Origin of the sequence: Streptomyces sp. NPDC045470, assembly GCF_040646595.1 — a bacterium.
Lineage (GTDB): Bacteria > Actinomycetota > Actinomycetes > Streptomycetales > Streptomycetaceae > Streptomyces.
The window spans coordinates 831,510-851,124 of the sequence record NZ_JBEZAN010000001.1; the positions used below are offsets into that span (position 1 = coordinate 831,510).

A 19,615-nucleotide genomic window follows, 5' to 3' on the forward strand; every position below is an offset into this window, starting at 1 on the left:
GTGCTCCGCCAATCGGTATGGCCGAGGGTGGTCCCGGATGATCTTCCGGTCCGCGGGTAGGCGGGCAGCACAGCCCCGCGAGCAGACGGGCAGCGCAGCCCGGCGGGCGCGCGGGTGGGCGGGCAGTACGGCCCGGTGGGCCCCTGCACAGTGCGCGCGAGCGAGACCGACGAGAGGGAAGGTGGAGCGACGATGCGCTACCGGCTGACGTTCATCACGGGACTGGCCATCGGATACGTGCTCGGCAGCAAGGCGGGCCGGGAGCGGTACGAGCAGCTTCGCAAGAGTGCCCGGCGGATCGCGCAGAACCCGGCCGTCCGGAACACCGCGGAGTCCGCCGCGCTCGGCGGCCGCGAGGTGGCCACCAAGGCGTTCGACAAGGTGTCCGCCAAGGTCGGGGACCGGATGCCGGGGCCTGTGGCGGAGCGCATCCGTGCGCTGCGCGAGCAGCGCGGCAGCGGTGAGGACGACTGGGGTACGAGCAACACCTGAGCAAAGGACCTGAGCAAGAGGGCGCGCGGGCGGCCGGGACCGGCCGTCCGCGTTCGCCGCCCCTGCCCCGGGGGTGTGAACCTGGCAGCCGCGCCGTCCCGTCCATGGGGCATCATCTGGGGGCATGGGGATAGTCGCCGGGCTGGACAGTTCGTCCGAGAGCACACGGATCGTCGTCTGCGACGCGGACACGGGTGCCGTCATCAGGCAGGGGTACGCGCCGCACCCCGCCGAAAAGGGACACGAGATCGACCCGCAGGCGTGGCTGATGTCACTCGGCGAGGCCGCGGGCAACGGGCTGCTGGAGGGCGTGCAGGCGATCGGGGTCTCCGCCCAGCAGCAGGGGATGCTGCCGCTGGACGCGGACGGCGCTCTCGTACGGGCGGCGCTGGTCGGGAACGACAAGCGGGCGCAGAGTGCCGCGGCCGACCTGATCGACGCGCTCGGCGGGCGGGCCGCCTGGACGCAGGCCGTCGGTGCCGTCCCGCACGCCGCGCAGCCGCTGACGAAGCTGCGCTGGCTGGCACGGAACGAACCGGCGAACGCGGCGCGCGTCGCCGAGGTCCTGCAGCCGCACGACTGGCTGGTGTGGCAGCTGCTGGGGCGCCCGGCGCGGCGTACGACGGACCGGGGCGGCGCGTCCGGCACCGGGTACTGGTCGGCGGCGGCCGGTGCGTACCGGCCGGATCTGGTGGAGCTGGCGCTCGGGCACCAGGTGCGGCTGCCGGAGGTGCTGGGGCCGTCCGGCACCGCCGGGTTCACGCCCGAGGGGCTGCTGATCTCCGCCGGGACGGGCGAGACGATGGCCGCGGCGTTCGGGCTGGGGGTCAGCGCGGGTGACGCGGTGGTGTCGCTGGGCGCCTCGGGCTCGGTCTTCGGCATCCATCACGAGGCGCTGGCGGACTCCAACGGCACGATCACCTCGTTCGCCGACGCGACGGGGATGCATCTGCCGGTGGTGCACACGAGCAACGCGGTACGGGTGCTGCGGGGCACGGCCGAGATGCTGGGCACCGACCTCCAGGGGCTGTCCGAGCTGGCGCTGAAGTCGACGCCCGGCTCGTACGGCATGGTGCTGCTGCCCTACCTGGAGGGCGAGCGGACGCCGCACCTGCCGCACACGGCGGGATCGCTGCACGGGCTGCGGCGCGAGAGCATGAAGCCGGAGCATCTGGCGCGGGCGGCCTTCGAGGGCATGCTGTGCGGGCTCGCGGACGCGCTGGACGTGCTGCGCGGGCGGGGCGTCGAGGTGCGCCGGGTGTTCCTGCTGGGCGCGGCGGCGGAGCTGGGCGCGGTGCAGGCGGCGGCGCCGGGGCTGTTCGGGGCGCAGGTCGTGGTGCCGCAGCCGGCGGACTACGCGGCGCTGGGCGCGGCACGGCAGGCGGCCTGGGCGCTGGGCGCGGCGCACGGCACGCTGGCTCCGCACGAGCCGCCGCGCTGGCCCGCGGCGGCCAGCCAGGTGTTCGAGCCGGGCGAGGATCTGCCGGTCGGGCAGGCGGTGCGCCAGCAGTACATCGCGGTGCGGGAGGAGAGCTACGCGGGGGCGTTTTTGTCCGCTCAGTAGGAGATGAGGGGCGTACGGGACAGGAGGCGCGTCCTCAGTCGAGGTAGCCCCGTAGCTGGTCCGCGAAGGCGTGGTCGCGGAGTTTGTTCAGGGTCTTGGACTCGATCTGGCGGATGCGTTCACGGGTGACGCCGAAGATCCGGCCGATCTCCTCCAGGGTGCGGGGGCGGCCGTCGACGAGGCCGTAACGCAGCTGGACGACCTTGCGTTCCCGTTCGCCGAGAGTGGACAGGACCGCTTCGAGGTGTTCGCGCAGGAGCAGGAAGGCGGCCGACTCCACGGGGGACGCGGCGTCGCCGTCCTCGATGAGGTCGCCGAGGGCCACGTCGTCCTCCTCGCCCACGGGGGCGTGCAGGGAGACCGGTTCCTGGGCGAGGCGCAGCACCTCGCTGACCCGTTCGGGGGGCAGGTCGAGCTGGGCGGCGACCTCCTCGGGGGTGGGCTCGTAGCCGCGTTCCTGGAGCATCCGGCGCTGGACCCGGACGACCCGGTTGATCAGCTCGACGACGTGCACCGGGACGCGGATCGTGCGGGCCTGGTCGGCCAGCGCGCGGGACATGGCCTGGCGGATCCACCACGTGGCGTAGGTGGAGAATTTGTAGCCGCGGGCGTAGTCGAACTTCTCCACGGCGCGGATCAGCCCGAGGTTGCCCTCCTGGACGAGGTCGAGCATGGTCAGGCCGCGGCCGACGTAGCGCTTGGCGACGGAGACGACCAGGCGCAGGTTGGCCTCGATGAGGCGGCGCTTGGCCATCCGGCCGAGGACGACCAGCTTGTCGAGGTCCAGGGCGAGTTGGGAGTCCAGGTCGGGGGCGAGCCGCAGGCGTTCCTCGGCGAACAGGCCGGCTTCCACGCGGCGGGCCAGTTCGACCTCCTCCACGGCGGTGAGCAGCGGTATCCGGCCGATCTCGCGCAGGTACTGGCGGAACAGGTCGGAGGACGGGCCGCCGGCCTCGGCGCGCGGCGGCGGCTCCGGGGCGATCTCCTCCACGAGAATTTCGGGCGCGGGCGGCTCGGCCTGCTGCGGCACGGTGGCCGAATCCGCAGCCGGCGCGTCGGCGAGGGTCCGGGTCTGCACGGGGGCGACCTCCAGTGTGATCGCTGCTGAGGCGGCGGATAGGCCGGGACCGTCTGCGGCCGAGCCGCTGTCCGTCCCGTACATCAAGAGCGGTTCCGCGGGGGTTTCCGGTTCCGTACGTCCGGACCCGCCGCGCTCCGAGGACTCAGGCACCGCTCCTCAGTGTGGAGTACGACACAGTCCCGCCACGAGGGGCGTGCGGGCACTTTTTGGGTCCGGACGGTGACCGGGCGGCTACGGCGGGGTGGGTACGGGGGTATGGGGGCGCGGAGGTGCGGGGCAGGAGACGCGGAGTACGGAGGCACGGCGTGCGAGGGCACGGAGTACGGGGGCACGGCATGCGGGGTACGGGATGTCCGCGGTCGAGTCCCGCGGGTACGGGGTCGCGTACCGCGCGTGCGGGGCCCTTCGCGCGGGCAGCGGCCTCCTGCGCCCGGCTGCCGGGCGCGGGCGGTTACAGCGCCGCGTAACCGCGTTCGCGGAGGGACTGGCCGTACTGCTGGAGGACCCAGAGTTCGTTCTGGACGGCGGTCAGGTGCTGGGGGTCGGCGTTCGGGCCGAGGCGCTGGAGGACGCCGCGGATCTCCGTGACGCGGCTGTTGACGGCGGCCAGCCGGACGGCGACCAACTGGACGCCCGCGTACGCCTCGTCGGGGTCACGGCGGGTGTGCAGGGGCTCCACGGCCAGCTCGGTGACCATGGCACGGACCGTGTCGTCGGGGGCGGCCTCGCGGACCCGGGCGAGGTAGGTGTTGTCGCCCGCGGCGGACAGGGTGCCGCCCGCGTCCTCGATGCAGCGGCGGACGGTGGCGTACGGGGGCGCGGTGAACTCGTCGGCGCCGTACGCGTCGAAGGCGGGCGAGACCAGGTCGGGGCGCTGGAGGGCCAGCTTGAGCAGTTCCCGTTCGACGCGGTGGGCGGGGCTGCGCAGGTTCAGGGCGGGGCCGCGCGGGCCGGCCGGGGCCTGGGCGGTCTCGGGGCCCTGCGGGCCGGCGCGGCGGCCCGTACGGGAGGAGTCCTGGCCGTTCTGGCCGTCCCGGCCGCGTTCGCGGGCCCAGCGGGCGAGCTGGCCGACCCGGCGGACGACGAACTGGGTGTCGAGGATGCCGAGCATCCCGGCCAGTTGCACGGCGGACTCGTGCTGGATGGAGCTGTTCTTGATGTTGGCGACGATGGGCGCCGCCTCGTCGAGGGCGGCGGCGCGGCCCACGGCCGTGTCGAGGTTGTGCCGGGCCACGACCTGGCGCAGCGCGAACTCGAACAGCGGCGTACGGGACTCCACCAGGCCGGCGACGGCGGCGTCGCCCTCGGCCAGGCGCAGGTCGCAGGGGTCCATGCCGCCGGGGGTGATGGCGATGGAGGTCTGGGCGGCGAACTTCTGGTCGTCCTCGAAGGCGCGCAGCGCGGCCTTCTGGCCGGCCGCGTCGCCGTCGAAGGTGAAGACGACCTCGGAGCCGGAGTTGTCCATCAGCAGCCGGCGGAGAATCTTGATGTGGCCCTCGCCGAAGCTGGTGCCGCAGGTGGCGATGGCGGTGCGGACGCCGGCCAGGTGGCAGGCCATGACGTCGGTGTACCCCTCGACGACGACCGCCCGGTTGGTCTTGGCGATCTCCTTCTTGGCGAGGTCGATGCCGTACAGGACGTGGGACTTGCGGTAAAGGGGGGTCTCCGGGGTGTTCAGGTACTTGGGGCCGTTGTCGTCGTCGCGGAGTTTGCGGGCGCCGAAGCCGACGACCTCGCCGGCGATGTCGCGGATCGGCCACATCAGGCGGCCGCGGAAGCGGTCGATGGGGCCGCGGCGGCCGTCCTGGGAGAGGCCGGAGAGGATCAGTTCCTTGTCGCTGAAGCCGCGGCCGCGCAGGAACCGGGTGAGGTGGTCCCAGCCGGCCGGGCTGTAGCCGACGCCGAAGTGCTGGGCGGCGGCCTGGTCGAAGCCGCGGTCGGCGAGGAACTTGCGGCCGATCTCGGCCTCGGGGCTGTCCAGCTGCTCGGTGTAGTACTGGGCCGCGATCTTGTGTGCTTCGACCAGGCGGGTGCGCTCGCCCTGCTGGCGGCCCGGGGTGTAGCCGCCTTCCTCGTAGCGCAGCGTGATGCCGGCCTGGGAGGCGAGGCGCTCGATGGTCTCGGCGAAGGAGAGGTGGTCGAGCTTCATGATGAAGTCGACGACGTCCCCGCCCTCTTGGCAGCCGAAGCAGTGGTAGAGGCCCTTGGCCGGGCTGACGTGGAACGACGGGGACTTCTCGTCGTGGAAGGGGCAGAGGCCCTTGAGGTTGCCGCCGCCCGCGTTCCGCAACTGGAGGTACTCGGACACGACGGCGTCGATCGGGACCGCGTCCCGCACCGCCTTCACGTCGTCATCGTTGATCCTGCCAGCCACCCCTGAATTCTACGGGTGGGGTACGACAGTCCCCGCCGGACCCGTCCGGCGGGGCTGCCGGGCCGGGTGGAAAACGGCCGGAACGCCCGGTACGGCCGTCCTCAGGCCCCCGGTTGCTCAGGCCATCAGCTCCAGGAACCGGTCCAGCCCGATGTTGCCGCCCGAGATCACCACCCCGACACGGCGCGGCAGCGGGTCGACGGCGCCGGCCAGCAGGGCGGCCAGCGCGGTCGCCCCGCTCGGCTCGGTGACGATCTTCAGCCGTTCGAAGGCGAGCCGCATCGCGGCCTTGATCTCGTCGTCGCCGACCAGCACCACCGAGTCCAGCAGCCGCTGGTTGATCGGGAACGTCAGTTCGCCGGGCTCCGGCAGCGCCTGCCCGTCGGCGATGGTGCGCGGTACGGGGATGCGGACCCGCTCGCCGGCCGCGAGCGAACGCCGGGTGTCGTCCCCGGTCTCCGGCTCGACGCCGATCATGCGGATGCCGGGGACCAGCGCGGTGGCGGCGACGGCCGAGCCCGCCGTCAGCCCGCCCCCGCCGACCGGTGTGAGCAGGGCGTCCAGCGGGCCGGCCGTCTCGATCAGCTCCAGGGCGGCGGTGCCCTGCCCGGCGATGACGTGCGGATGGTCGTACGGCGGGATCAGGGCCAGGCCGCGTTCGGCGGCGAGCCGCGCGCCGAGCGCGGCCCGGTCGCCGGTGTAGCGGTCGTACGTGACGATCTCGGCACCGTAGCCCTCGGTGGCGTCCCGTTTGGAGCGCGGCGCGTCCTCCGGCATGAGGATGACGGCGCTCGTGCCCAGCTCCCGGGCGGCCAGGGCGACCGCCTGGGCGTGGTTGCCGGAGGAGAACGCCGCGACGCCGCGGGCGAGCTGCTCCGGCGCCAGCCGCGAGACGGCGTGGTAGGCGCCGCGGAACTTGAAGGCGCCGGCCCGCTGGAAGTTCTCGCACTTGAGGTGCACCTCGGCGCCCACGAGGGTGTCGAGGGTGCGGGAACGGAGCACGGGGGTGCGGTGGACGACGCCCTTGAGGCGGGCGGCGGCGTCCCGGACGTCGTCGAGCGTGACGGTGACTCCGCTCACGGATCGGTGTCTCCCTGGGCGTCGAAGGGGGTACGGGTTCTCCCGCGCCGGGCGCGCGAACGCGCCCGGCGCCCCGGTTTCAGAGCAGCGAGTCCAGGGCCACCTGCGGATCGGCCAGCGCGTTCGGGTCGAGGACCCGGCCCGAGCGGATGAGCTGCTGGATCGGCCCGGTGACGTCCCACATGTTGACGTTCATGCCCGCCAGCAGCCGCCCCTCGCTCAGCCAGAAGGCGATGAACTCGCGCTTGCCGACGTCGCCGCGGCAGACCACCTGGTCGTACGAGCCCGGGGGCGCGTAGCCGGAGTACTCCAGTCCGATGTCGTACTGGTCGGAGAAGAAGTAGGGAATCCGGTCGTACGTGACGTCCTGGCCGAGCATGGCGCGGGCCGCGGCGGGGCCGCCGTTGAGGGCGTTGGCCCAGTGCTCGACGCGCAGCCCGGCCGGTTCGCCGTCCTCGGCGGCCAGCAGCGAGTACGGGAAGGCGGCGATGTCACCGGCCGCGAAAATGTGCGGGTCGGAGGTGCGCAGCGCGGCGTCCACGGCGACGCCGCCGCCGTGCGCCGGGTCCACCAGGGTGAGCCCGGCCTGTTCGGCCAGGGACGTGCGCGGGGCGGCGCCGATCGCGGCGAGCACGTCGTGGGCCGGGTGCTCCTCGCCGTCGTCGGTGCGCGCGGCCAGCACCACGCCGTCCTGCCCGGCGATCTCGGTCAGCCGGGCACCGAAGTGGAAGCGGACGCCGTGCTCGCGGTGCAGGTCGGTGAAGAGGCTGCCCAGTTCGGGCCCGACGACGCTGTGCAGCGGGGTCGGCTCGGGCTCCACGACGGTCACCTCGGCGCCGTACGAGCGGGCGGCGGCGGCGACTTCCAGGCCGATCCAGCCGGCCCCGGCGATGACGAGGTGGCCGTTGTCCCGGCCGAGGGACTGCAGGACGCCGCGCAGCCGCTCGGCGTGGGCGAGGCGGCGCAGGTGGTGGACGCCGACCAGGTCGGTGCCGGGGATCTCCAGGCGGCGCGGCTCGGCGCCGGTGGCCAGCAGGAGCTTGTCGTACGCGATCAGGGTGCCGTCGCCGAGCCGGACCGTGCGGGCCGCCGGGTCGAGGTGGACGGCGGGCTGGCCGAGGTGCAGTTCGATGTCCGCGCCGGCGTACCAGGCGGGTTCGTGGACGAAGACGCTGTCGCGCTCCTCCTTGCCGAGCAGGTACCCCTTGGAGAGCGGGGGGCGCTCGTACGGGTGGTCGCGCTCGTCGCAGATCAGTATGACCCGACCGGTGAAGCCTTCCGCACGAAGGGTCTCGGCGGCCTTTGCCCCGGCCAGGCCACCCCCGACGATGACGAACGTCTGGTGTGCGTCGACCACTTGCTTCCTCCTCGCTGCGGCGCGGTGCGTCCGCGTCCGTGAACGCCCCCGGTCGTGTCCCCCGTTCCCCGTTCTACCCCCCGCGGTGCTTGCGCCGCGCACTGCCCGGCGCGGGCGGTCGCGTGTCCCCGCCCGGTCGTGTGACGCGGATCTGTCATATCGCGTTCCGCGGCCGTCCACCCCGTCGTGCCCCTGTTTTGTTTCCCCGGCGCGCGGCACTCAAGCCCGAGCGTCCCGCAGCGGGCGTGCCGCGGGAAGAGGGCCCGTTCCCCGGGGAGCGCGCCGGCCCCGTCCATGGTGGCCCGGCGGCGCGGGCGCCGCTGGTCAGAGCGTGCCCCGCGGCCGGGTGAGCCGGGCGTGCAGGGAGCGTGCCGAAGCGTCGGTGAGGGCGGCGATCTGGTCGATCAGGGCGCGCATCCGGGCGGTGTCGTCGCCCGCCGCCTCGGCCCGGTCGTACAGGGCGCGGAACTGCGGGTCCAGGCCGTCGGGTGCGCGGGCGACCAGCGCCTCGGCCAGTTCGGCGATGACGACGCGCTGGTCGGCGCGGAGCGCCTCCTGGTCGGGGCGGCGCATGACGTAGCGTTCCGCGACCGCCTTCAACACGGCGCATTCCAGCCGCGTTCCGGGCGGTACGACGAGCCGGGCGCGGTGCCTGGTCAGCCTTCCGGTGCCCGGCCGGCCCGGGAGATGTCCCCACTCGGCGCGGGTGGCGGTCTCGGCGGCGAGGCAGAAGCGGCCGATGAGCTGGCTGGTGGCGTCCTTCAGCCGGGCCTGGGCGACGGCCGTGCCGTCGTAGCCGTGCGGCCACCACTCCTGGTCGAGCAGGCGGTCGAGGGCTGCGCCCAGTTCCGCCGGGTCGGCGCCGGGTGCGTAACGTTCGGCGGCGATCGCGAACACTTCGGCACGTTCGGGCTCGGCGAGCAGGCAGTTCGGGTCGACGTGGCCGGCGTGCAGTCCGTCCTCCACGTCGTGCACCGAGTACGCCACGTCGTCGGCCCAGTCCATGACCTGCGCCTCGAAGCTGCGGGACGCCTCGGGCGCGCCCTGCCGGAACCAGGTGAAGACGGGCAGGTCGTCCTCGTAGACGCCGAACTTGGGCGAACCGGGGTCGGTGGGGTGGCCGCCGCGCGGCCAGGGGTACTTGGTCGCGGCGTCCAGGGCGGCGCGGGTGAGGTTGAGGCCGACGCTGACGGCCGTGCCGTCCGTGTCGGGGACGAACCGTTTTGGTTCCAGGCGGGTGAGCAGCCGCAGCGACTGGGCGTTGCCCTCGAAGCCGCCGCAGGGCGCGGCGACCTCGTTGAGCGCCTGTTCGCCGTTGTGCCCGAACGGCGGGTGGCCCAGGTCGTGGGCGAGGCAGGCGGTCTCCACCAGGTCCGGGTCGCAGCCGAGCGCCGCGCCGAGTTCGCGGCCGACCTGGGCGCACTCCAGGGAGTGGGTGAGACGGGTGCGCGGACTGGCGTCCCACAGGTGTTCGGTGGTGCCCGGGGTGACGACCTGGGTCTTGCCCGCGAGGCGGCGCAGCGCGGCGGAGTGCAGCACCCGGGCCCGGTCCCGTTGGAAGGCGGTGCGGCCCGGGCGTTTGTCGGGCTCGGGGACCCAGCGTTCGGTGTCGGCCGCTCCGTACCCCGTACCGTCGTGGCCCGCTTCGCGGCCCGTCGTTCGTGTGCCCGTCATACGGTGACGGTAGCCGCCCCGAGGGTGTCCTGGACGCACCCGCCGCGTGCAGCGAGTGCCTGGTCGTAACGGTGCAGGACCAGCCGGGCCAGCGCGGGGTGGTCGCCGAGCGGTGCGGCGGCGGGCCCGGGGGCGGCCGCGGCGCACTGGGCGGCGAAGCGGCCGGGTGCGGTGAAGCAGGAGGCGAGGGCGGGCCGCGGGTGGCCGCGGGCGGCGAGGGCGCGCAGCGCGGCGGGGACGGAGAGCGGGGTGCCGCACGGGCCGCCTTCCGGGGGCGCCGAGGCGTAGGCGGGCAGGACGGGTACGCCGCCGAGGCGCTCGGACAGGAGCCGCGCCGTACGGGCCGTGTCGGCGGCCGATTCGGGGGCGCGCGACCCGGCGGCGGCCAGGACGACGGCGCTCGGACGCCGGGCGCCGGCCTCTTCGAGGCGGGCGTGCAGGGCTTCGGCGAGCAGGGGGTGGGGGCCGAGCGGGCGGGCGAGGTGCGTGGCGAGGTGCGGTGCGCCGGCCAGCGCGGCCGGGATGTCGTGGCCGACGTGGTGCCCGCGGGCGAGCAGCAGCGGTACGGCGACGGCCCGGCCGTCGAGCTCCGCCAGCGTGTCCGGGAGCAGGGGCGCGTTCAGCTCGATGTGGCCGAGGCGGACGACGAGCCCGGGGCGCAGCTCCCGTACCCGGTCCAGGAGGGCGGTGACGGTGCGCAGGGCGGCGGGGTCACGGCTGCCGTGCGCCACGGCTACCAGGGCGGGGCGGGAGTCGCCCGGTGGGCCGGCCGGGCGACGGGCGTCCGGTGGGCGGGCGGCCGGGGGCCGCGGGGGCAGGCCGCGCAGCCGGACCCGGCTGAGCCGGGCGCCGAGCTGGATGCTGATCTCCGTCATGAGCTGCGCCGTACTGTCGAAGGGGACCGCGGCGCACGGAAGGGCCGCGGGCGGCGGGGGCGGGGTCGACGCCTTCATGAGGGAAGCCTGGCACCGGGGCGTTGCCGGGCCGTTGCGCGGGTGTGACGGCTGGTTTCCGGTGGCTGACGGGCCGCCGGGGACGGGCGTGAGGGGTACGGGCCCGGTCCCCCGGCCTCCTCACCTCCCCCGTACGGGCACCGTGAGGCACGCTTCCCCGGCCCGTAACGCCGCCCCGGACCGGCGGAAACACGGGCGTCGCAGGCTGGCCGCATGAACGCCGCCACCCCCCGCACCCGTTCTGCCACCGCCACCCCGGCGGCCCCGCTCCCCGACTCGGCCACGGACCCGAACACGGCCCCGGCCACCCTCGCCGTCACTCTCCCGGGCCCGGACGCGCCCGTGGACACCCACTGCCCGTACTGCTCCCTCCAGTGCGGCATGGGCCTGCGCCGCCTTCCGGCGGGCGCCGCGGGCGCCCCCGCCGAGGTCGTGGAACGCCCCGCCTTCCCCGTCAACCGGGGCGCCCTGTGCGGCAAGGGCCGCACCGCCGCCCACCTGCTCGCGCCGGGTGCCCGGCTGACCGAGCCGCTGGTCCGCGACACGGCGACCGGCCGTCTCGTACCGGCGGACTGGGACACCGCCCTCGCCCGGGTCGCCGCGGGCCTGTCCCGTACCCGCGCCGCGCACGGCAAGGACGCGGTGGGCGTCTTCGGCGGGGGCGGGCTGACGAACGAGAAGGCGTACGCGCTGGGCAAGTTCGCGCGGGTGGTGCTCGGCACGTCGCAGATCGACTACAACGGCCGGTTCTGCATGTCCTCGGCCGCCGCCGCGCACCAGCGGGCCTTCGGTCTGGACCGCGGGCTGCCCTTCCCGCTGGCCGACGTCGCCCGCACCGGCTGCGTCATTCTGGTCGGCTCCAACCTGGCCGAAACCATGCCGCCCGCGCTGCACTACGTGACGGAGCTGAAGGAGAACGGCGGCCGGCTGATCGTCGTCGACCCGCGCCGCACCCGTACGGCCGACCAGGCCGACCTGCACCTGGCGCCGCGCCCCGGCACCGACCTGGCCCTCGCGCTCGGCCTGCTGCACCTGGTGGTGGCAGAGGGCCGTACGGACGAGGAGTTCATCGCGGCGCGCACCAGCGGCTGGCCGGCGGCCCGCGCCGCGGCGATGGCGCACTGGCCGGAACTGGTCGAGCGCATCACCGGCGTACCGGTCCCGCAACTCCGGTCGGCCGTGAGCCTGTTCTGCGCCGCGGACAGCGCCATGGTGCTCACGGCCCGCGGCCCCGAGCAGCAGTCCAAGGGCACGGACACGGTCGGCGCGTGGATCAACCTGTGCCTGGCGACCGGACGCGCCGGACGCGAGCACTCCGGCTACGGGTGCCTGACCGGCCAGGGCAACGGGCAGGGCGGCCGCGAACACGGCCAGAAGGCCGACCAGTTGCCGGGCTACCGCAAGCTGTCCGACCCGGCCGCGCGGGCGCACGTCGCAGGGGTGTGGGGCGTACCGCCCGAGTCCCTCCCGGGCCCCGGACGCAGCGCGTACGAGCTGCTGGACGCGCTGGGCCGGGACGTACGCGCCCTGCTCCTGATGGGCTCCAACCCCGTCGTCTCCGCACCCCGCGCCGCCCACGTCGAACAGCGCGTCAGGGCACTGGACTTCCTCGCGGTGGCCGACGTGGTGCTCTCGGAGACCGCGGCCCTCGCGGACGTGGTCCTCCCGGTGGCCCAGTGGGCCGAGGAGACCGGGACGACGACCAACCTGGAGGGCCGGGTCCTGCTGCGGCGCCGCGCCCTGCCCCCGCCGCCCGGCGTCCGTACGGACCTCCAGGTCCTCCATTCCCTCGCCGCCCTCCTCGGGTGGGAGAAGGGTTTCCCCGCCGACCCGGAGGAGACCTTCGACGAACTGCGCCGCGCCTCGGCCGGCGGCCCCGCCGACTACGCCGGCATCACCTACCGCCGGATCGCCGCCGAGGACGGCGTCTTCTGGCCCTGCTCCGGCGAGGACCACCCCGGCACCCCGCGCCTCTTCCTGGACCGCTTCGCGACCCCGGACGGCCGGGCCCGCTTCGCCCCGGTCACCCACCGCCCGGCGGCCGAGGAGCCCGACGACCGCTACCCGGTGGTGCTGACGACCGGCCGGGTGCTGGCCCAGTACCAGTCGGGCGCCCAGACCCGCCGCGTCCCGGAGCTGACCACCGCGGCGCCGGGACCGTACGTCGAGATCCACCCCCGGCTCGCCCGGCAGTACGGCATCGAGGACGGCCGGCCGGTCGCGGTGGTCTCCCGCCGCGGCCGCGCGGTGGCCCCCGCCCGCTACAGCGAAGCGATCCGCGCGGACACCGTCTTCATGCCCTTCCACTGGCCGGGGCCCGGCCGCGCCAACACCCTGACCAATCCGGCCCTGGACCCGGTGTCGGGGATGCCGGAGTTCAAGACGTGCGCGGTACGGCTGGAACGGGTGGAACAGGCGGCCCGGGCGGAGGAGGCGTAGGAGCGACGGCCGGTGCCTTCACGGCGTGCAGGCTTCGGCGACCGAGAGGCTGTTCTCGTAGAGGTGGTGGCGGGTGATGCGGCCGTTCTCGACGGTGAGGCGCAGGGCGAACGGCCCCTCGAAGGTCTTGCCCGTCGCCCGTACGGTCCCCGCCACGTGCCCCGTCAGCACGGCGTCGGTGCCGTCCACGAGGAAGGCGTCGACGGAGGCGCGCGACTCCTCGGGCACCGTGTGGGCCGCCAGTTCCTCGGCCTGGGCGGCGCATTCGGCACCCGTGGTACGGGGGCGGATCCACGGGACGACGGGGTTCTCGGCGAGCAGCCAGTCCACCTCGTCGGCGAAGAGCGCGGTGAGCCGAGCGGTGTCCCCGGCCATCCGGGCGGCGAGGAACTGTTCCACGACGGCCCGGGTGGCCTCGGCGACCGGTGTCTTGTCCGTGGCCGTACCGGGGGTGTCGGCGGTGGGGTCGGCGGTCATGGCGCTCTCCTCGCGGTGCGGCCGGGCCCGGCGGGGGACCCCGCCGGTGTGTCCGATGCTGCCGTGGGCGGGGAGGCCGGTCGATTACCCCGGAGGTAAGGGGACGGATCGGCGCCCTCAGTGGTGCCGCATCTTCCCGCCGACATTGTGGATCATCCGCTGGAGCACCTTCAGCGTGCGCACGTACTCCTCGTCACTGATGCCGTCGTGGATCCGGGCGCGCATCTCCACCTGGAGAGCGGCGCAGGTGGCGTGCAGGGCCGCACCGTCGGCGGTGATGTGCAGCCGGTCGCCGTCGGCGGTGGCGAGGCCGCGGTCGAGGAGGTCGTCGACGGCCGCGCCGATGCCGTCGGCGCCGGTGTCCAGGTAGCCCTTGAGCATGTCGGTCACCTCCGCCCGGTCGCGGCCGCCGGGGTGGTCCACGAGCTGGTTGAGCACCCACCACTGGGGCTGGTTCAGGCCGTGGCGGGCCAGGCCGGCGCGGATGTGGGTGACGGCCGCCGTGTGGGCGGCCCAGGCCCAGTAGCCGATGGGCTGACCGGCCAGTTCGGCGTCGCTGTGCGAGTACTCCATGGTGGTGCCTCCTCTGCCCGTTGCGGGCGTCGTGCCTGATGAGGAAGAACCTAGGAACTCAACCGGACTTGAGGTCAATGGTGGCGTCGGTCACGCGGCCGGCGGCCGGGGACCATCGGCGCCCCCGGCCCGGCGCACGGTCACGTACGGCCGTGCGCCTCGACCTCCTTGAGGTACGCCTCGCGGGTCGGCTCGTCCAGGAAGGACGCGCGGAAGGAGTTGCGGGCGAGGGTGCGCAGGGTCTCCTCGTCCAGGTTCAGGGCGTCGCGTACGGCGGTGAAGTTGTCGTCGGCATAGCCGCCGAAGTAGGCGGGGTCGTCGGAGTTGACGGTGACCAGCAGGCCCGCTTCCAGCATGGCGGGCAGCGGGTGGTCGGCCAGTTCGTCGATGACGCGCAGCCGGACGTTGGACAGCGGGCAGACGGTGAGCGGCACCTGGTCGGCGACCAGGCGGGCGACCAGCCGCTCGTCCTCCAGGCAGCGCACGCCGTGGTCGACGCGGTCCACGCCGAGGACGTCCAGCGCCTCCCAGACGTACGACGGCGGGCCTTCCTCGCCCGCGTGGGCCACGCACTTGAGCCCGGCCTCCCGCGCCAGCGCGTAGACCTCGCGGAACTTCGACGGCGGGTGCCCGACCTCCGCCGAGTCCAGGCCGACGGCGGTGATCCGGTCCAGGTAGGGGCGGGCCGCCTCGAAGGTGGCGAGGGCCGACTCGGCGCTCTCGTCGCGCAGGAAGCACATGATCAGGCGGGTGGTGATGCCGTACCGCTCCTCGGCGGTGTCCAGGGCCCGCGTCAGGCCCTCGATCACCGTGCCGACGGGGACGCCGCGCGCGGTGTGCGCCTGCGGGTCGAAGAAGATCTCCGCGTGCCGGACGCCCTGCGCCCGCGCGCGAGCCAGGTAGGCGTGGGTGAGGTCGGCGAAGTCGTCCTCGGTGCGCAGGACCGCCATCAGCGCGTAGTAGAGGTTCAGGAACGACTGGAGGTCGCTGAAGGAGTACGCGCGGCGCAGCTCGTCCTCGGTGGCGTACGGCAGGGTGACGCCGTTGCGCTCGGCGAGGGCGAAGGCCAGCTCGGGTTCCAGGGTGCCCTCGATGTGGAGGTGGAGTTCCGCCTTGGGGAACGGGCCGTCCGCCGCGTTCTGCGCCGGGGCCGGGGCCGGGGAGGTGGGGGGCACGCTGAATTCACACCTGTCTGCTGCTGGGACTGCCGGGGCTGCCGGGTCCTGTGTGGTTCGGGGAAGTCGTCCAGATTAACGGGGCGGCGGTGCCGGGCGGGTGGCCGGGGCGGCCGTACGGTGCGCCGTTCCCGCATCTCGGCCGCGCAGCCAGTCGCCGCCGGGTATCGGCGTGCCGGACGCGCGCAGGCGGCTCGCGAGCGGTTCGGCGGCCACGTACACCCAGGCCCGTACGGTCCGGCCGTCCGCGCACTCGGCCTCCCGCGCCACCCGCTCGTAGAGGTTGCCGGGCCCGCCCGGCACGTACCCCTCCAGCCGGTCCAGGGCGGCGCGCACCGCGTCGTGGACGTCTTCGCGCGGCGCTATGAGGTCACCGTGCACGACCGCTTCGGCGGGCCCCGGCACGGCGTACGGATACCCTGGCCCCTCGTACAGCGACACGCCTCTGACCAGCGCGGATTCCTCGGCCGCCGTACGCCCGCGCAGGCACCGGGCGTGGTTGGCCCGGCCGGGGCGCAGCGTTCCGTAGACGAAGAAGGGCAGGCGCTCGGGCTCGGGCTGGGTCGTCATCCGGCGGGCTCCTCCAGGGCGGGCGTACGGGTGGCCGGACGGACGGCCGGGGGCCTTCCTCCGTCTCCGCAACCATGCCAGGCCGTGGCGCGTCGCTGCTTACGGTGGCAACAAGAACAACGGGGGACATCCAGTGACACGTCAGACACAGAAGACGCGGCAGACCCGGTGGATACGTCGCGTGGCGGGCCGCCTGCGGTCGTGGCTGCGCCTGCCCCGGACGCGGCGCGGGCAGCGGCGGGCCTTCCAGGTCGCCGTGCTGGCGTGTGTCCTGGCGCTGCTGCCGGCGACGTGGATGAACGCCGCCGCGGCGTCCCGGGTCCGTACGGTCGAGGACGTGCCCGCCGCGCCGGTCGCCGTGGTCTTCGGCGCGGGCCTGTGGGACGGCGAGCCCTCCCCGTACCTCGCGCACCGGCTGGACGCCGCCGCCCGCCTGTACGAGCGGGGCACGGTCCGGGCGCTCCTCGTGACCGGCGACAACAGCCGCGAGGACTACGACGAGCCGGACGCCATGCGCCGGTACCTGGTCGCGCACGGCGTCCCGGCGGACCGGATCGTCAGCGACTACGCCGGCTTCGACACCTGGGACTCGTGCGCCCGCGCCCACCGGGTCTTCGGCGTGGACCGGGCCGTCCTGGTCAGCCAGGGCTTCCACATCCGGCGCGCGCTGGCGCTGTGCGGTGCGGCCGGTATCGACGCGTACGGGGTCGGCGTCGACGCCCGGCACGACGCGACCTGGTACTACGGCGGGACCCGCGAGGTGTTCGCGGCGGCGAAGGCGGCGGCCGAGGCCGCCGTACGGCCCGATCCGCGCTTCCTCGGACCGAAGGAGGACGGGGTGTCGGTGGCGCTGCGGTGACGGTGCGGCCCCGACGCACGGGGGGGCGACGCCGCCGCCGTGCAGGCCGCGTCCCCGCCGCCTCCCTCAGGCCGCGACGGCGCGGGCGTAGAGCCGGAAGACCTCCGAGCCGTAGTACGGGCTGTAGGACGTCCGGTGGCTGTCCGGGCCGGACGGGCCGCCGCCGTTCAGGCCGCCGATGTTGCCGACCAGGTACCCGGTCTTCGTCCGCTCGTCGAAGCGGCTCAGCCACGGGCCGCCCGACGTGCCGCCGTAGAACCCGCCGCACTCCATGCGCAACTGCCGCTGCCCGGTGAGCCGGCTGGTCCGTACTTCGCACCGGACGGCCTGGTCGGCGGGGTCGTTGCGGACGGTCGGATAGCCGATGACGGTGACGTCCGTGGCGTAACCGGGGGTGCGCAGCAGGATGTTGCCGCCGGTCACCGACTCCAGTGCGCGGCCTTCGCCGTCCGGTGCGACCGTCGCGAACGCGAAGTCCAGGTCCGAGCCGGGGCCGGTGGCGGTGCGTCGCGGATCGGTGAAGCCGCGTTCGACCGCCCAGACCCCGTACGGCTGGGTGGTGGCGCCGGAACGATACTGCGGGACGAAGGCCGCACGGGACCCCGGCTCGCAGTGGCCGGCCGTCAGGATGAGGTTGCGGTGCGGGCTGCGGACGACGCTCGCGGTGCAGTGGTGTGCCCGCGCGTCCTTGTCGACGGAGAACAGCACACCGACCGAGGGCACGCCGCCGAAGTGCCGGGCGGACCGGGCGGCGCCCGCCGTGGCCCGCGCGCCCGGCGCAGCGGCGCTCTTGCCGGCGCCCTCCCCCGGCGCAGCGGCGCTCTTGCCACCGCCCGCGCCTGCCGGGACGGCCGCCGCCATCCGCCCGGCCGTCCAGTACCGGGCCGCGGCCTCGCTCGTCCAGCCGCCCGCACCGCTGCCGCCGCCGTCATCGGCAACGGTGGTCGCGCCACTCGCGGGCGCCACGAGGAGGCACAGCGCGAGTCCGGCGCCGACGGTGCTCACCCGGCCGCGGACCGGCCGTCCGCCCCGGCGCCCGCGCCGCCCCGCTGATCCCCGTGCCCCGGATCCCCGCACCTCGGGTCCCCGCGCCCCGGATCGCCGTCCCACGTCAGCTCGTCTCCTCCGCGACCCACGCGAGATAGCCGGCCCCGCCCCGCGTGACGGGCGTGGCGATGATCTCCGGCGTGTCGTAGTCGTGCGCCGCGACGAGGTACGTCTCCAGTGCCTCGTACCGCACGGCCGCCGTCTTGAACAGGACCTGCCACTCCTGTGCCGTCTCGATCGCCTGCTCCCACCGGTACACGGACGTGACGGGCGCGCTGATCTGGGCGCACGCCGCCACCCGCGCCTCCACCGCGCCGCGCGCCAGCGCTTCCGCCTTCTCGGCGCTGTCGGTCGTCGTCATGACGGTCAGGAAGCCGGCCGGGCCGCCGTCCGCCGCCGCGGGCTCCCGCCGCCCGCCGTGTTCCGCCGGTTCGTCTCGCATCCGGACGCCTCCTTCGGGCACTGGGTCGCTGATCAGGTTCCTCGCATCGTACGGACCCCGGTGATCGCCCGGCCGCCGGCACCGGCCGCGTGGCGGCCACCGGCGATTCCGCAGCCGAGCGGCCATTCGGCAGCCGACCGGCCACCCGTCAGGATGGTCCGGGCCGCCCGGTGGTGCGGTGGGCGGAGGCGATACGGGTACCAGTACCGGCACCGGTGCCGGTCCCGGCACCGCGGACCCCCGATCGAAAGGCCGCGTCATGGACGACCTCAGCTCGCTCACCCGCCGCCAGCTCGACGACGCCAGGGCCTCCGCTCACGGGCGCAGCGCCCACCTCTTCCTCCAGGACGGCCCGCTCCGGCAGACCGTGATCGCGCTCATCGAGGGCGCCGCCCTGGACGAGCACGTCACGCCGCCGGCCGCCAGCCTCCAGGTGCTGCACGGCCGGGTGCGGCTGACCGGGACGAGCGACGACCGGGACCTGATCGCCGGGCAGGTCGTGCCGGTTCCGCACGAGCGGCACGGCCTGAAGGCGCTCCAGGACTCCGCCGTCCTGCTGACCGCCGTCACGGCGACGAAGTCCATGAACTGACGGCACCCGGCCGCCACCGGCGGCCCTCAGGCCAGCCACTGATCGAAACCCAGCTTGCACAGCAGCGACACGACGACCACGACCAGCACCCCGCGCACGAACCCGGCCCCCCGCTTGAGGGCCATGCGCGCGCCGACCGTACCGCCGACGAAGTTGAACACCGCGAGCAGTGCGCCCAGTTGCCACAGGACCGTGCCCTGGTAGGCGAACATGGCCAGGGCGCCGACGTTGGTGCACACGTTGACGACCTTGGCGGTCGCCGAGGACGTCACCAGGTCCATGTGCAGGATCGCGGCCAGCGCGACGACGAGGAAGGCGCCGGTGCCGGGGCCGATGAGGCCGTCGTAGAAGCCGATGCCCAGGCCCGCCACCAGGAACGCGAGCAGGAGGCGCCGCCGGGTCACGGGCCCCGAGGGCGGCGGGGCGGTGCCGAAGGCCGGGCGGAGGAGGACGAACGCCAGGACGCCCACCAGGACGGCCATGATGAGCGGGCGCAGCACTTCGCTGTCGATGCCCGCCGCGAAGAACGCGCCGCCCAGCGAGCCGCCGAGTGCGGCCAGGCCGATGCGCAGGGCGGTGCGCAGGTCGATCGGGGCCTTGCGTACGTAGGTCCAGGCCGCGGCGGCGGTGCCGACGACGGCCGTGGACTTGTTGGTCCCCAGGACGTATGCGGCGGGCGTGTGCGGGAGGCCGACGAGCAGGGCCGGCAGGAGCAGCAGACCGCCGCCGCCCACGACGGCGTCGATCCAGCCCGCCGCCAGGGCGGCCAGGCACAGCAGGAGAGTCGTCGTCAGAGATATGTCTGCGGGCACCGGGCGATCTTAAGGAGCCGGGCGGGGCGGGAGGGGGCTGCGTGGCGGGAGTCA

Annotated in this window: 18 protein-coding genes; 5 read left to right on the forward strand and 13 right to left on the reverse strand. The window is 74.5% G+C overall.

Features of this window, described 5'->3' with window-relative positions; translation table 11 throughout:
• The first annotated feature begins 192 nt into the window (after positions 1-192).
• A complete protein-coding gene (locus AB0A97_RS03655) occupies positions 193-492 on the forward strand; it encodes a YtxH domain-containing protein (protein ID WP_125047183.1) in 300 nt (99 codons plus the stop codon).
• A 124-nt stretch (positions 493-616) separates the two neighbouring features.
• Positions 617-2,056 carry an FGGY family carbohydrate kinase gene (locus AB0A97_RS03660; protein ID WP_361143899.1) on the forward strand — a complete coding sequence of 480 codons (1,440 nt, stop codon included), beginning with the start codon at positions 617-619 and terminating at the stop codon, positions 2,054-2,056.
• Positions 2,057-2,090: 34 nt separating this feature from the next.
• Here the strand turns inward: AB0A97_RS03660 and AB0A97_RS03665 are convergent, their stop codons facing one another.
• The 6 genes from AB0A97_RS03665 to AB0A97_RS03690 form a co-directional block, all read right to left on the reverse strand.
• Positions 2,091-3,287, reverse strand: coding sequence for a sigma-70 family RNA polymerase sigma factor (locus AB0A97_RS03665; protein ID WP_361143902.1), 1,197 nt, complete (start codon positions 3,285-3,287; stop codon positions 2,091-2,093).
• A gap of 301 nt (positions 3,288-3,588) precedes the next feature.
• Entirely contained in the window at positions 3,589-5,511 is a 1,923-nt protein-coding gene (gene dnaG / locus AB0A97_RS03670) for a DNA primase (RefSeq protein WP_361143904.1), read from the reverse strand.
• Positions 5,512-5,628: 117 nt separating this feature from the next.
• Positions 5,629-6,591, reverse strand: coding sequence for a pyridoxal-phosphate dependent enzyme (locus tag AB0A97_RS03675; RefSeq protein WP_361143906.1), 963 nt, complete (start codon positions 6,589-6,591; stop codon positions 5,629-5,631).
• A 79-nt stretch (positions 6,592-6,670) separates the two neighbouring features.
• The gene (locus tag AB0A97_RS03680) at positions 6,671-7,948 is read right to left on the reverse strand and encodes an FAD-dependent oxidoreductase (RefSeq protein WP_361143908.1); all 1,278 of its coding nucleotides are present in this window, start codon (positions 7,946-7,948) and stop codon (positions 6,671-6,673) included.
• 324 nt (positions 7,949-8,272) lie between these two features.
• The gene (locus AB0A97_RS03685) at positions 8,273-9,622 is read right to left on the reverse strand and encodes a deoxyguanosinetriphosphate triphosphohydrolase (RefSeq protein ID WP_361143911.1); all 1,350 of its coding nucleotides are present in this window, start codon (positions 9,620-9,622) and stop codon (positions 8,273-8,275) included.
• Positions 9,619-10,575 (reverse strand): sirohydrochlorin chelatase, encoded by a 957-nt coding sequence (locus AB0A97_RS03690; protein ID WP_361143914.1) that lies wholly within the window; start codon positions 10,573-10,575, stop codon positions 9,619-9,621. Before AB0A97_RS03690 ends, AB0A97_RS03685 begins: the two co-directional genes overlap by 4 nt.
• A 213-nt stretch (positions 10,576-10,788) precedes the next feature.
• Between AB0A97_RS03690 and AB0A97_RS03695 the strand changes: the two genes are divergently transcribed.
• On the forward strand, positions 10,789-13,014 hold the full coding sequence (locus AB0A97_RS03695) for a molybdopterin oxidoreductase family protein (RefSeq protein WP_361143916.1): 2,226 nt from the start codon (positions 10,789-10,791) through the stop codon (positions 13,012-13,014).
• 18 nt (positions 13,015-13,032) lie between these two features.
• Here the strand turns inward: AB0A97_RS03695 and AB0A97_RS03700 are convergent, their stop codons facing one another.
• The 4 genes from AB0A97_RS03700 to AB0A97_RS03715 all read right to left on the reverse strand — a co-directional run bounded on the left by AB0A97_RS03700 (position 13,033) and on the right by AB0A97_RS03715 (position 15,809).
• Complete coding sequence (locus AB0A97_RS03700) at positions 13,033-13,491, reverse strand: nuclear transport factor 2 family protein (RefSeq protein WP_361143919.1); 459 nt, start codon at positions 13,489-13,491, stop codon at positions 13,033-13,035.
• Positions 13,492-13,608: 117 nt separating this feature from the next.
• Positions 13,609-14,064, reverse strand: coding sequence for a MarR family winged helix-turn-helix transcriptional regulator (locus AB0A97_RS03705; RefSeq protein ID WP_361143921.1), 456 nt, complete (start codon positions 14,062-14,064; stop codon positions 13,609-13,611).
• A gap of 140 nt (positions 14,065-14,204) precedes the next feature.
• Entirely contained in the window at positions 14,205-15,239 is a 1,035-nt protein-coding gene (locus tag AB0A97_RS03710; protein WP_361143924.1) for an adenosine deaminase, read from the reverse strand.
• A 75-nt stretch (positions 15,240-15,314) separates the two neighbouring features.
• Positions 15,315-15,809 carry a gamma-glutamylcyclotransferase family protein gene (locus AB0A97_RS03715; RefSeq protein WP_361143927.1) on the reverse strand — a complete coding sequence of 165 codons (495 nt, stop codon included), beginning with the start codon at positions 15,807-15,809 and terminating at the stop codon, positions 15,315-15,317.
• A gap of 172 nt (positions 15,810-15,981) precedes the next feature.
• Between AB0A97_RS03715 and AB0A97_RS03720 the strand changes: the two genes are divergently transcribed.
• Positions 15,982-16,668 carry an ElyC/SanA/YdcF family protein gene (locus AB0A97_RS03720; protein WP_361145230.1) on the forward strand — a complete coding sequence of 229 codons (687 nt, stop codon included), beginning with the start codon at positions 15,982-15,984 and terminating at the stop codon, positions 16,666-16,668.
• A 66-nt stretch (positions 16,669-16,734) separates the two neighbouring features.
• Here AB0A97_RS03720 and AB0A97_RS03725 read toward each other — a convergent pair whose 3' ends face one another.
• Both AB0A97_RS03725 and cutA read right to left on the reverse strand, forming a co-directional pair.
• Positions 16,735-17,673 (reverse strand): hypothetical protein, encoded by a 939-nt coding sequence (locus tag AB0A97_RS03725; protein WP_361143929.1) that lies wholly within the window; start codon positions 17,671-17,673, stop codon positions 16,735-16,737.
• A 106-nt stretch (positions 17,674-17,779) separates the two neighbouring features.
• Positions 17,780-18,076 (reverse strand): divalent-cation tolerance protein CutA, encoded by a 297-nt coding sequence (cutA, locus tag AB0A97_RS03730; RefSeq protein ID WP_361145233.1) that lies wholly within the window; start codon positions 18,074-18,076, stop codon positions 17,780-17,782.
• Positions 18,077-18,416: 340 nt separating this feature from the next.
• Between cutA and AB0A97_RS03735 the strand changes: the two genes are divergently transcribed.
• Positions 18,417-18,749, forward strand: a complete 333-nt coding sequence (locus tag AB0A97_RS03735; protein WP_031002012.1) for a cupin — start codon at positions 18,417-18,419, stop codon at positions 18,747-18,749.
• A 26-nt stretch (positions 18,750-18,775) separates the two neighbouring features.
• Here AB0A97_RS03735 and AB0A97_RS03740 read toward each other — a convergent pair whose 3' ends face one another.
• Positions 18,776-19,561 (reverse strand): TSUP family transporter, encoded by a 786-nt coding sequence (locus AB0A97_RS03740; protein WP_361143932.1) that lies wholly within the window; start codon positions 19,559-19,561, stop codon positions 18,776-18,778.
• Positions 19,562-19,615 lie beyond the last annotated feature (54 nt).